This window comes from Shewanella sp. SM29, assembly GCF_025654245.1.
In the GTDB taxonomy this organism is placed as follows: Bacteria; Pseudomonadota; Gammaproteobacteria; order Enterobacterales; family Shewanellaceae; genus Shewanella; species Shewanella oncorhynchi.
Genome location: NZ_JAKKRN010000028.1, coordinates 1 through 12,657 on the forward strand (window position 1 = coordinate 1; position 12,657 = coordinate 12,657).

General features: G+C 44.7%; 13 protein-coding genes. 7 read left to right on the forward strand and 6 right to left on the reverse strand.

What is annotated here, in order from left to right:
* Nucleotides 1–231: transposase (locus L5L77_RS16995; protein WP_263185067.1), on the forward strand; the 231-nt coding region annotated here is incomplete at its 5' end.
* Between the two features lie 133 nt (nt 232–364).
* Here the strand turns inward: L5L77_RS16995 and L5L77_RS17000 are convergent.
* The 3 genes from L5L77_RS17000 to L5L77_RS17010 are packed head-to-tail and all read right to left on the reverse strand — an operon-like array spanning nt 365 to nt 2,505.
* Nucleotides 365–1,090: an amino acid ABC transporter ATP-binding protein gene (locus L5L77_RS17000; RefSeq protein WP_028761645.1), complete on the reverse strand. Its 726-nt coding sequence runs from the start codon at nt 1,088–1,090 to the stop codon at nt 365–367.
* Nucleotides 1,083–1,763: an amino acid ABC transporter permease gene (locus L5L77_RS17005; RefSeq protein ID WP_263192297.1), complete on the reverse strand. Its 681-nt coding sequence runs from the start codon at nt 1,761–1,763 to the stop codon at nt 1,083–1,085. The genes L5L77_RS17000 and L5L77_RS17005 overlap by 8 nt, the downstream gene beginning before the upstream one ends.
* A gap of 7 nt (nt 1,764–1,770) precedes the next feature.
* On the reverse strand, nt 1,771–2,505 hold the full coding sequence (locus L5L77_RS17010; RefSeq protein WP_006085902.1) for a basic amino acid ABC transporter substrate-binding protein: 735 nt from the start codon (nt 2,503–2,505) through the stop codon (nt 1,771–1,773).
* Between the two features lie 433 nt (nt 2,506–2,938).
* On the opposite strand from L5L77_RS17010, the gene L5L77_RS17015 reads away from it, so the two are divergent.
* On the forward strand, nt 2,939–3,757 hold the full coding sequence (locus L5L77_RS17015) for a hypothetical protein (RefSeq protein WP_263192298.1): 819 nt from the start codon (nt 2,939–2,941) through the stop codon (nt 3,755–3,757).
* A gap of 8 nt (nt 3,758–3,765) precedes the next feature.
* Here L5L77_RS17015 and L5L77_RS17020 read toward each other — a convergent pair whose 3' ends face one another.
* The gene (locus tag L5L77_RS17020) at nt 3,766–4,656 is read right to left on the reverse strand and encodes a LysR family transcriptional regulator (RefSeq protein ID WP_219254006.1); all 891 of its coding nucleotides are present in this window, start codon (nt 4,654–4,656) and stop codon (nt 3,766–3,768) included.
* A 122-nt stretch (nt 4,657–4,778) separates the two neighbouring features.
* Here L5L77_RS17020 and L5L77_RS17025 point away from each other — a divergent pair, with 122 nt between their 5' ends.
* From L5L77_RS17025 to L5L77_RS17045, 5 genes are all read left to right on the forward strand, one after another.
* Nucleotides 4,779–5,213: a CidA/LrgA family protein gene (locus L5L77_RS17025; RefSeq protein WP_028761649.1), complete on the forward strand. Its 435-nt coding sequence runs from the start codon at nt 4,779–4,781 to the stop codon at nt 5,211–5,213.
* 2 nt (nt 5,214–5,215) lie between these two features.
* Entirely contained in the window at nt 5,216–5,935 is a 720-nt protein-coding gene (locus L5L77_RS17030) for an LrgB family protein (RefSeq protein ID WP_263223266.1), read from the forward strand.
* 175 nt (nt 5,936–6,110) lie between these two features.
* The gene (locus tag L5L77_RS17035) at nt 6,111–6,602 is read left to right on the forward strand and encodes a GNAT family N-acetyltransferase (protein WP_263223267.1); all 492 of its coding nucleotides are present in this window, start codon (nt 6,111–6,113) and stop codon (nt 6,600–6,602) included.
* Nucleotides 6,603–6,998: 396 nt separating this feature from the next.
* On the forward strand, nt 6,999–7,967 hold the full coding sequence (pbpG, locus tag L5L77_RS17040) for a D-alanyl-D-alanine endopeptidase (protein WP_105251600.1): 969 nt from the start codon (nt 6,999–7,001) through the stop codon (nt 7,965–7,967).
* A 165-nt stretch (nt 7,968–8,132) separates the two neighbouring features.
* Nucleotides 8,133–9,038 (forward strand): hypothetical protein, encoded by a 906-nt coding sequence (locus L5L77_RS17045; RefSeq protein WP_263223268.1) that lies wholly within the window; start codon nt 8,133–8,135, stop codon nt 9,036–9,038.
* 29 nt (nt 9,039–9,067) lie between these two features.
* Here L5L77_RS17045 and L5L77_RS17050 read toward each other — a convergent pair whose 3' ends face one another.
* Nucleotides 9,068–10,165, reverse strand: a complete 1,098-nt coding sequence (locus L5L77_RS17050) for a calcium:proton antiporter (protein ID WP_025008445.1) — start codon at nt 10,163–10,165, stop codon at nt 9,068–9,070.
* 143 nt (nt 10,166–10,308) lie between these two features.
* Nucleotides 10,309–12,621, reverse strand: a complete 2,313-nt coding sequence (locus tag L5L77_RS17055) for a toxin-antitoxin system YwqK family antitoxin (protein ID WP_263223269.1) — start codon at nt 12,619–12,621, stop codon at nt 10,309–10,311.
* Nucleotides 12,622–12,657: the final 36 nt, after the last annotated feature.

A 12,657-nucleotide genomic window follows, 5' to 3' on the forward strand; every position in this document is an offset into this window, starting at 1 on the left:
AAAGCGATGTCGTTGTGGGATAGAGCGATGCTGTCTAGACGTTTCATCATAGAAACCATCAACGACCAGTTAAAAAACATCTCTCAAATAGAGCACTCTAGACACCGCAGCGTACATGGTTTTATGCTCAACATGATTGCGGGACTCATCGCCTATCAATTGAAAGACAATAAGCCACAACTGAACATCACTAACGCAGAGTTTAATGCTATTACAGTTATGGCTAGTTAAACCGATCTCAGGTTAATTTAGTCTTTGTCATAAACGTTGAATGTTGGGATCCTAATTTGAATCCTTCGCTCACTGCACGTACTTATAAAGGTCATGACAGTGAGCGTGAGTGACAGGACTTAAGCCGCTTAAGCTAGCGTAATACTTTGCTTAAAAACGCTTGGGTACGGGCTTCTTTCGGGTGGCTAAATAGCTCATCTGGCGGACTAGATTCGACTACATAACCACCGTCCATAAAGATCACTCGATCGGATACATCGCGCGCAAAGCCCATTTCGTGGGTGACAATGACCATGGTCATGCCCTTTAGCGCTAAATCTTTCATCACGTCTAATACATCACCGACCATTTCAGGATCGAGTGCCGATGTTGGCTCATCGAACAGCATCAAGTCTGGTTCCATGGCCAATGCGCGGGCAATGGCGACCCTTTGCTTTTGGCCGCCTGATAAACTGGCGGGGTAGGCATTGGCTTTGTCACTTAAACCAACCTGTGCCAGTAGGTCGAGGGCTTTGGTCTCGGCCTGAGCTGGCGTCATCAGTTTTAGACTAATGGGCGCTAAGGTGATGTTTTGGATGACGGTTTTATGGGGGAACAGGTTAAAGTTTTGAAACACCATGCCCACTTTTTGCCGCAGTTTATCTACGCAGGCGTTTGGCGCTGTGATCAATTGACCTTCAATCTCGATATCGCCTTGGCTTGGCTGCTCTAACAGATTAATACAGCGCAAAAAGGTACTCTTGCCACTGCCGCTTGGACCGATCACGCTCACTACTTCGCCCTGACGAATATGCTCGCTAATGCCCTTGAGCACTTGGTTATCGCCGAAGTTTTTATGCAGGTTGGTTATTTTAATCACTTTGTTTCAACCTCTTTTCAAATTTCGACAGCACAAATGTGAAGCTGTAGGTCAGGAATAGGTAAATAAGGGCGCAGGTAAATAAGGGCACACTGTCCTCGAAGGTACGGCTACGGATGATTTCACCGGCGCGCATAAGGTCAACACCACCGATAAAGCCAATGACGGCGGTTTCCTTGAGGAGCACGATAAATTCATTACCAAGTGCGGGCAGAATATTCTTAATCGCTTGGGGCAGAATAATCGACTTCATGGTCATTGCTTGGGACAAGCCAAGTGAACGGGCCGCTTCGGTTTGACCTTTATCAACGGCTTGAATCCCTGCGCGGATTATCTCAGAAATATACGCGCCGCTATTGAGACCAAAAGCGATAATGGCGGCAGTGATCTTATCGACATCTAAGGCAGAAAGCACGATGAAGTAAAGGATCACTAATTGCACAACTACTGGGGTGCCACGGATCACACCGACATAAAGATTGGCGGGGAAGCGGATATACCACTTAGACGACATCTTCATAAAGGTGGTGCCAATGCCTAACACTGCGCCTAATAACATGGCGAAGAAAGTGACGATTAACGTCACTTTCAAACCATTTAATATCAGCAGTATGCCTATCATGCCATCTTTGCCAATCGGGCTAAACAGCGAGGTATTAATTGCGTCTATCATGCTGATATCACTTTATATGGGCAGAAACTAGCGTCTGATATTGGCCGTCGGCTTTCATGTTAGCCAGTGTTTTATTGATGCTCGCCAGCAGTTCAGGCTGCTCTTTTGACACGGCGAAACCATAAAACTCAGCAGGAAAATCCAGTTTAATCATCTTTAATTCAGGATTTTTAGCCAGATAGTTAGCGGCAGGTTCGCTGTCGAATAATACTAAATCCACCTTGGCATTTTTAAGCTCCATAATGGCTTCGAAACCCGTATTAAAGGCGGTGATATTTTGGGTGTATTTCTTCGACATGATGTCAGCGGTTGTGCCTAACTGCACCGCAAAGTGTTTGCCTTTAATATCTTCAAGCGTATGAATACTATCGTTATCTTTGTTGACGAGTACGACTTGAGTCGCTTCGTAGTAAGGCTCAGAGAAGTTTACGTTTGCTTGACGTTCAGCGGTAATCGTCATACCTGAGGCGATAAAATCAATCTTGCCTGAATTAAGCGCGACGATCAGTGAATCGAACTTCATGTTTTCGACTTTGAGCGTCTTGCCCGCATCTTTAGCGATTTGCTTGGCCAGATCGATATCAAAGCCTTTGATTTCATCGCCACTTTGGCCGCCAACATATTCAAAAGGAGGGAAGGCGGCATTGGTGCCAACGACTAACACGTCATCGCTTTTTCCGCATCCAGCTAACAACAAGGTGGCAGTTAAGGTCAGGCCGCCTAATAACATGGACTTTTTCATTTAAGACTCTCTTGTTCGATTTCACTATCAGTGTGGCGACTATAGGCAGATGAGCATTAAGTGTCAATAATTATGCTGTTAATTTGATTAAAAATTCATTTCTATTTTGCAGTTTTCAGTCGCAAGATTGAGGGGCGCTGCTTTCCTGTACAAATTTGTGTGTAAGTTGTTTTTTCTGGGTTGAATTATTGTGCTTTGGTCTATAACTATTGTTACTGTTAGGTTTTTGGCTATCTATACTCCTGTGGTGTTTATTAGCGGCTTCTCAATGAGAGTGTCATAATTTGAACTATCGCCTATTATTCTTTGATTAAATTGGCTAGTTTAGCCGCTCTTTAACGGCAACCTTAGTTGTTGTTATTCCTATTTTATGCAGTTTAATCCTCTGGCTGATTTGATTATCAAGCTAGAAACGATGTTTCAGGAGTCAAAAGTGAACTATCTCAACTCAGCATTAGTGTGCTTAGCTCTGTGCTTATCGAGTGCACTGCAGGCCGAAGAGCAAACTCAGTGGCATTACAGCTTAGGCAGCCATGATTTTGTGGTCGAGGATTCTCACACCTTAGGGGTGAATGCGAGTCTATTGTTAGAACATAAAACCCAAAGCGATATTTTGCTGACGGCGGCGCTGGATGCCTATATAGACGTAGATGTCGATAAACTCGACCCTGACCACATCCCTGTGTGGTTTAAGTCTGCCTATGCCGCGAGCGGTGAACTTTATCGTGTTAATCCCGCGTTTTCATTCGGTTGGCAGTTCGACTTACAGGGAAAGCGTAATACCGTTAGCTCGGTGGAGAAACAAGCTAAGGTATTTCCTGGGCTGACAGCTAACTTTGATGGGCAAGCATTACAGGCCCAGTTCAAGGCGGGTGCGGGTTATTACTATCTCGAAATCGATGATGATGTGCCTAGAACCCGAGGTTACGATCGTGGCGATTTTGGGAATGGTACGTTTGCTTATACCTTTATGGGGAGTTTAGGGGCTAATGTGACGCCTAAGCTACATATGCAAGTGGCCGCACAAACCTGGCAAGACGAAGACCAATGGTTAGAGAATCAATACCGCTTTGAGCTGAGTTACCAAACCGATTTTTGGCGGCCTAATAGCGTGTTAATGCTGAGTGCTGAGCACACGCAATACAATTTAGACCACTATGCCAAAGTCGATGTTAACTCGGCTGAGTATTTGCCTATTCTGCCATGGGATAGCGATACGCTAGTGCGTTTAAGCTTAGTGGTTCCTTGGTAAGAATAGGGTTATTTATGGGTTAAGTGCTTCTCGACTAAGGCGATCATGGCTTGAGCCGCGAAGGACAATACTTGGTCTTTGCGCCAAAAGAGGGATAACTCCCAGCGCAGCTCGTCACTCGCCAGCGGGATATTTACGACGCCTGGCACGCTGTAGCGCCGCGCGATGGAGCGCGGTAATACCATAACCCCTGTGCCCGCGGCGACTAAGGCAATACCGAAATCGGCTTGGCTAACGCGGGTGATGTTTTTAGGGACAAATCCTGCCTGTCGGCAGGCATTGAGCACTAATTGATAGAGAGTGTATTCGGTTTCGAACATCACTTGAGGGTCGGCACTGAGATCACTAAACGATAATATCTGTCTGGTGGATAACGGATTTTCCTTAGGCAGTACCACTACCATAGGATCGTTAAACACGCGTATGCCGTCATAACCCTCATCAAAATCAATAATCCCAGTAGCCAGTTCAATTTCGCCCTTTTGGATTGCCGCGGTTTGCTCTACACCGCCACGGACGAGTAAGTGCATCTCTATCTGCGGATATTGCTGGCGATATTTGGCAATAATCGGGGCAAAAATTTCGGCACTACCTAGAGGAGCCAATCCGAGATTGAGTTCGCCCGCGGTTAAACTGCGTTGGGCCGTGAGTTCAGCGAGCATGCGTTGTCGGCCAGCGAGTAACTCTTTGCCATGTCGATAAACAACTTCGCCCGCGGGCGTGAGTTTGACTTGGGTGCCGCGTTTACCGCGTTCGAGTAAGATGAGGTCTAGCTCCTCTTCCAATTGGCGTACGGCTTTTGATAGTGCAGGTTGGGTGAGATGGACTTTTTCGCTGGCTTTACCGAAGCCTCCAGCATCGACGATTTCGATAAAATAGCGGATAACTTTGAGGTCCATTAAGGTTCACCTTTAAATGTATTCTTAAAATTCATGCATTACATTCTTAATATTCATTTTTTTTATCAAATAGGCAAGCCTAGAATAGCCCTATAGAAAACTTTGTTCTAACCGAGAAAATCATGTCATTCCCACAAGCCGCAATACGTCAGTGTCGACATTGGGCTTTGTTATTAAGCCAAATCGGCCTCTTCTGTTTACTGTCCTTCGCATGTCACTGGTTCGCCACTTGGGCACATTCTCCTATTCCAGGGAGTGTGATTGGCTTAGGCATACTCTTATTTTTATTAGGTTTTAAACTCATTCCTGAAAATGCCGTACAACTGGGCGCAGCTTGGTTGATTGGTGAGTTATTGCTGTTTTTCATCCCGCCAGTGATATCCGTTATTAAGTACGAAGGTTTGTTTGAGCAATACGGCACCAATATATTGTTCACTTTAGTGATGGGCAGTGTGTGTGTGATGTTTGGTACAGGCTTTGTGGTCGATAGAGTGTTTCGTTTTGAGCGCCAACTGAACATCAAAAAGCAAGCCCGTCGCCACGCTAAGGCGGCTTAATGATGACTGACTCAAAAGTGGTGGATTTTGTGTTGTCGCAGACGGGATTAGCCTTATTCAGCTTATTTCTGACAATATTCTGTTACTTCGGTGCCAAGCGTCTCTATAAGTACCATAGAGTCTGGTGGTTAGCGCCCATAGTGTTAGCGCCAATAGTGATTACCTTATTGGTGTTTAATCTTAAGATCCCGCTGCCAACCTATTTTGAATACACCCATTGGTTGATGGCCATGTTAGCGCCCGCGACTATCGCCTTTGCTTTGCCGATTTATCGTGAGCGTAACTTGATCCGCCAGTATCCGCTGACGATTGGTTTAGGCGTGACGGCGGGATTGTTTTTGGGGATGATGTCTTCTTGGCTGTTGGTGAAGTTTGTGCCTTTACCGGTGGAATTGTCTAAGAGTTTGCTGGTGCGTTCGGTGTCGACTCCCTTTGCGATGGAGGCGACCAGTGCCTTTGGCGGCGTGCCTGAGTTGACGGCCATGATGGTGTTAATTACAGGCGTCATTGGCATCTTGGTGTGCGATCCCTTATTTAAATTTATGCGTATTCGTACTTCGTTAGGTAAAGGTGTGGCTCTAGGGGCATCTGCCCATGGTGCGGGCGCCGCAAAAGCTAATGAAATCGGCAAGCAAGAGGGCGTTATCGCCAGTTTGACTATGATTTTTATTGGTATCGCTATGGTGTTAGGCGCACCCGTTTTTGCATTGATTTTTATCTAGGCTTTGAATGCTATCGTGTGAGTTTTATGGTTTGAATTTACACACCTCAATTTCGGCAAATTTGCCTCTTCGAGCGCTAACTCCTTCTCGGTTATGCGCTTTTTTTTTGAGCTTACTTTCATAAAATGTGGCATGCTGTACCAAGTTGAAATACATAGTATTAATGGTGATACCTATGTCTAGTAAGTCAGACAAACAACCAAACACACAATACAGCGTGAGTTTACGCCCGATTATTGTAAGTGATCTTGAAGCTATTTTTGTGCATCAAAGCGATCCCATTGCTAACCAGCTTGCTCAATTTCCTCCTCGGGATCGGGAAGCGTTTTTTAAACATTGGCATCAAAATATTCTGGGACAAGTGAATGTATTACCAAGGGCGATATTGGTTGATGGCAAGTTTGTGGGCAATATTGGACATTGGCAAAGTGATGGACAAGCGCTGATAGGGTATTGGATTGACCGTGAATATTGGGGCAAAGGTATCGCGACACAGACCTTAGCGCAATTTTTACCTTTAGTCAGTTTAAGACCCCTTTTTGCCCATGTGGCTAAACATAATTTAGCTTCACAGCGAGTACTGCTCAAACACGGTTTTGTGCTGACAGACCAACTGATACAAGAGAGCGAAGATACTGAAGCTTTACTCGAATTTGTCTTACGCTAGCGGATAAGATGCTATAACGCGACATTTTATGGCGTATGTTAACGCTTTCATTCGCCTAAAATGACGTATTTAGATGCTTGAAACCACTGTTGTACAGGGACTTTTGTTAAAAGTGCAAAAAGTCGCCCATTATTTTCATTTCAAATTATTCTACTGAAAAAAGCCTCTTTCTAAGATTTTGTCTCTACTGCAATTGAAAAGCCTAGATCTAGATGCTTTATTGCTCTGAATTGGTGACAGGTTAAGCTGGTTTTATATAAAAAAATTGAGAAGAAAGTGCTGATCTTACTGATAAAAGTCTAATTGCATTCTATTTCTTTCACTGTAGAACTCCTATACTTAGCCAAAACCTGTGCCATAGCACAATCGATCCCTTATCTATTCAGTGAAATCTATATGAAGATCCGTTTTCTGCTCAGTAGTTTTATTCTTGCGTGCAGCAGTCTCACCGTTGCCACGACAGCGCATTCAGCCGATTCGGCCTCTGTCGCATATAAAAGCACCAAAACTCAATCGACAGCAAAAACGAAGCAAGCACCATTAAAGCAAGAAATTGCAGGACGTAGTGCGATAGTCGTGGACTTAAAAACCAATGAAGTGCTTTATTCCAATAATCCTAATGCAGTAATGTCAATTGCATCTGTCACTAAGTTGATGACAGCTATGGTGGTGCTGGATGCAAAGTTACCTATGGAGCAAAAGCTTGCGGTAAACATCCGTGATACCAAAGAAATGAAAGGTGTTTATTCTCGAGTTCGTATCGGCAGTGAAATCAGCCGAAAAGAAATGTTATTACTGACCTTAATGTCATCAGAAAACCGTGCCGCTGCAAGTCTTGCACATCATTATCCCGGTGGCCATAAAGCTTTTATTAAGGCGATGAATGCCAAAGCAAAAGCGCTGGGAATGAAAAATACCCGCTATGTTGAACCTACAGGTTTATCCTATAAAAACGTTTCGAGTGCCAGTGATCTGATTGTATTACTCAAGGCCAGTGAAAAGTACCCTATGCTAGGCCAGCTGAGTTCGACCGAGAAGAAGACGGTTACCTTTGCCAACCCAAGATACAGTTTAGATTTTCGTAATACCAATCGTTTGGTTTATAAAGATAACTGGGATATTCATCTAACCAAAACAGGCTTTACGAATGCAGCAGGGCACTGCCTTGTGATGCGTACTGAAATGGCAAAACGCCAAGTGGCATTTGTCGTGCTCGATGCCTACGGCAAATATACGCATATTGCGGATGCTAACCGTTTACGTAACTGGTTAGAGACTGGCAAAGTAACCCCTATTCCTGCTGAAGCTAAGCAATACAAGAAACAACGTAGCCAGCAGCAATTAGCTAAGTTGAGTGAGACCTAGTTTCTCGGTTGCAGCTTTATAAAAGTACAAACATAACAGGCCAGATGAGCAATCAATCTGGCCTTTATGTTTTAACGCTTTGAGTTTCTACTCAATGTTGGTAAATTTATGATGGATTTGAGCGTACCATAGTCGTTATTTTATGTTCTCAAGGATGACATTCGTGTGGATGTATTTTTAAAAAAAATTCAACTTATCTATTTTCCCTTCTTATTTATCAGCCTGTTATTTGTTTCTGGTTACAGTTTTGTCCATTGGCTGTTGTTGGTTAACCTTGAGTTTTTTAGCCTAGATGAAGATATCGTTAATTTGTGGCTGCCGCAGATACTGTCTTGGCTATTGTCGATCATTTATATCAGGCCTAGGCTAAAACGACTCAAGTTTGTTAAAGATAATTCGCGCTTTTTCTATTTATTGATTGCGGTGCAATTAATGGCTGTTCCTTGCATCGTTGCGCAGGAATATCTCAAGACGACCACGGGGAGGTTAACGCAATTAGCATCGATACAAGAATTGTATCTCCATAAAAATACTCAGTATTATCAGTTGCAGCAATCTTATATTGATAAGACGCAAATTGGTTTGCAGCGAAGCCTAGAGGTTACAGGTAAACATAGTAGTCACTTAAATATGGCGCTGTATATCGCTATGCCGATTTTTGCAGAGCGTGCAGACAGTTGGCATGCTAAGGCCCTCGCTTGGTATGGTAAAGTTTATCAGCAGGAGGTCAGTAATCGACTTGAACCCAATGAGAAAGAAGCGCAATTCAAAGCGTTTTTGGCTAAATCCCTAAATGAGTTCAATGAGTTGGATCCCCAGAGTTTTGTTTACCTTGAACGATTAGCCCCATCCTCACTTCGTTCAGAGTTGCTCAGCGCCGCACAAAAAAGTCCGCTTTATCAAGCTGAACATCAAACGATTTTTATGCCTAAATTTGAGCCATTTGAGGCTCGTAATGGCCATAAGTTAGTGTGGATTTTTATCTGGTTTATTGTTGGCGCTTTAGTTTGGTTTGTACTCTTACTGCGGGTCAATCTGGATGAGAAAAGCGTAAAGCCGAGACGCAAATAAATCACGCTCGGCCTTGGATTTAATAAAGTTTAGGCATGTTCAAACATTAAGAACAAGTAAACGATAAACAAGACTATATGAGTCGCGCCATGCAATGCATTGGTGCGACCGCTACTAAAGCTTACCTTACAGACCATTAAACTGGTGATTAATAGCACCATGTCGGCGGGTGACAGGCCTAAATGGACTTCTTGATCTATCACGCTGCCAATAATTAATACCGCAGGGACTGTGAGTGCAATCGTCGCGAGCACTGAGCCAAAATACAGATTCATCGCCCGCTGTAATTGATTGTTTAACGCGGCCTTAAAGCCTCCCACAGCTTCGGGAGATAAAATCAAGCAGGCCACAATAAAGCCCCCTAATGCCTGTGGAGCGCCTAGGGTAGCTACGCTGTAATTGATGGGCATAGCTAAGGTTTTTGCCAGCAAAATGACCACGAGTAAGTAGCCAATTAATAGAATCGTATGGTAAGCATTACTGCGCAGTATGCCGTGGTGTTCCTCATGGTCTTCATGATCGGCATCGACAAAGAAATGGCTGTGGCTCTTCGTCTGTACCACTAAAAAGACGCCATAGAGCAGAATTGAAATAATGATCAGCATCCAAGACATGGCTTTAGACATGCCGCCAATAGTGCCACCTTCGGTAAAATTAGGCAGTACTAAACAGAGTAGGGCGAGGGGAATAATCGCCACGAGATAGGATTTTACGCCATCTAAATTGAAATGCTGGGTATGGTAACGCCAGCCGCCAAGTAATAATGTAAAGCCCACTAAGCCATTGATGATCAACATGACGACGGCGAACATAGTGTCGCGCGCCATGACAGGGTTGGGTTCTCCGGTCAGCATCACGGAGGAGATCATCACCACTTCGAGTGAAATGACCGATAAAGTTAAGATTAAGGTGCCATAGGGATCGCCAAGCTTAATCGCTAGTGCATCTGAGTGGCGTACCACAGAGAAAATAGCCCAAGTCACTACACCCAATAGGGCGAGTGAAACGGGAATATAGGTCGAGAGGGCGGTGCCATCGGCGAGTAAGCTATCGCCACCGGTTTTAAAGAATACTAAGGTCAGTATTCCCAGTAGCAGGGCTAACTCGTCTTTCATAAATGTCTTCATAGGCAATTTGTCCTAAACGAAAAAAAAGGCCGTTAGTATAGACACTGGTTATGGCACACTTTGCATGAAACTTCCTTTAGATTTGGAGTTAAGGATAAATGTTTGAACTAGATCGCTTTTTAATCTAAAACCCCATTTTTAAGCTAGCCATGGTGTTCTGTTTTAATCAGCTTGCCGAGTTGATCATAATGATTCCAATCCCCTGATTCTCGATCGCTGAGATAACTGCCTTCAGTGCGTTTTTCACCATTAGGCCAAAAACTTTGCCATAGACCTTCCTTGCGATCCCTAAGATAAGTGCCTTGTTCGGCTAACTTGCCATTGTTGTGGTAATAGCTGGCATCGCCTTCTTTTTGGCCTTTCACCCAAGTTTCAACGAGTTCTGGCTTACCGTTCTGGTGATATTGCTTAACTTGACCATCAAGCGACCCCTTAGCATAAATTGCCTCTAATTTGAGTTGGCCGTTACTGTAATATTCTTTCGTTTGGCCATGGCTTTGACCGTCTAAAAACTCAGTGCTAGCAGCTTGCATTCCATCCTCAAACCAGCTTTCCCACAATCCAGTTTGATTACCTTTATCCATAGCCCCGCTGAGTTTTAGCTGGCCATTGTTGGGATAGTACTCGGCATATGTGCCTGTTTTATCATTTTTATCATAGGTTTCTGAGCGGTAAACCACTTGCTTAAAGCTGTAAAACTCGCGAATTCCGTGGCGCTTGTTTTCCTGCCAATGGCTTTTTTGCTGGATATTCCCCTCGGGGATTGTGCCATAGGTAGGGTCTTTTTCTTCGTAGCGATAATCCGTCCATAGACCGGTTTTTTGGTCGTCCAGATACTCCCCAGTCACACGGCGGCGTCCGTGGTAATACTCTGTATAGTTACCATTAAGTTTGCCATTGGCGAAGGTTTGCTCCCGTTGTTTCAGGCCTTCGCTGTACTGTATCCATAGGCCTTCTTTATTGCCGTTTTGATATGAGCCTTCTTCATTGGGATCACCATTGGCATACCAGCGGGCGAAATGGCCATCAAGAGGGTAACGACTGGCATTGTCTTTTTTATCCCGTGCGTAGTGAGATACTTCCCGAGGTTTACCGTTATCGTAAAATGACTCATATTTTCCGACCCATTGGCCATCGATACGTTCGCCGCGCTCACTCACTGTGCCGTCGTCAAAATAGGTTTCTGATTTCCCTGTTGGTTTACCTTCAACGTATTGATCTAGCGTCCGCAGCTTGCCATTGTTGTGGTAACGGCGTGATTCACCGTGACGCTGCCCTTGTCGCCATTGCTCGGAGGATTGCAGCTTACCAGCGTGATAGCGCTCAAATTGGCCATCCTTAATTCCCATATCGTAGTGGCTTTTTTCGAGCAAATTACCTTCGGTGTCATAACGCTCCGATGGTCCATGAAGCGGATATTGACCATTGTCAGCCTGCTTTGAGTCTTGGTAGTTACGTAATTCTTTAAGTTGGCCGTTGTTGTGGAAATATTTTTGCGTACCAGCGAGTTGATCCTGTTTATAGTTGAGAGCACTGGTGAGAATGCCCTCGGCATTAAAATATTGCTGTGGCCCGTCCAATGCACCATTAACATACTGTTCTTCAACTTGTAACTTACCTGCATCATTAAATTGCTGGCATTTCCCTTGGCGTTGCCCAGCGCTATATTGGCAGCGGCTGGCGAGTTCACCATTGGGGTAAAATGTCCGTTCTTCACCCTCGAGCAGATTGAGATTAAACTGGCTGCTGCTCGATTTAGTCCCGTCATCGAAAAAGGTTTCCCATGCTCCTTGGCGACGACCTTCGGCATCGAAGCGGCCCGTCACTGTGGCTTGTCCATTGGGATTTTGTTCTAAATAAGAACCTGAGAGTTGGTTGTTCGCATAGCTCTGGCTTTGGGACAAGGTGCCGTTTTCATAGAAACTTTCCCATTTCCCGTGGCGCAGGTTATCGAGGTAGCTTTCTTGGGTTTGTAGTTTGCCACTGTCATAGAAACGTCTTACCTGCTCCTTTTTACCGTCTTTATAATAAGTAGCTTGGCAGAGATGGCCGCTGCTGTTGTATTCTTTCCATTCGTCCGTGGGCACGCCTTTGGCAAATTGCTGTTCCTCAGTAACGGCGCCGCTCAAATCGAACATATGCCAAGTGCCATCTTGATAACCCTGCAGATAGTTTCCTTCGACTAGCTTGCTGTTATTGGTATGAAATACTTGCCATTTACCATTAGGGATCCCCTCGGAAAACTGCCCTAAGGTATAGCCTTGGTTGTCGCGCACTATGGCGATATCGCCATTTAAGGGCATGCCAGTGGCGAGATTGTAATAGCTGGGAATTCCGTCCTGTTGGCGGATTTCGACCATCATGGAGGAGAGATTTTGCGCTGCTTGTACATGGGCACTGGTTAAGCTGGCTCCCGCAATCGCGAGGCTGATAAAGCGAAATGGCGTATTGAACATGCTGATTCCTTGCTCTGTTCTGGGTCGTAAGGCCGC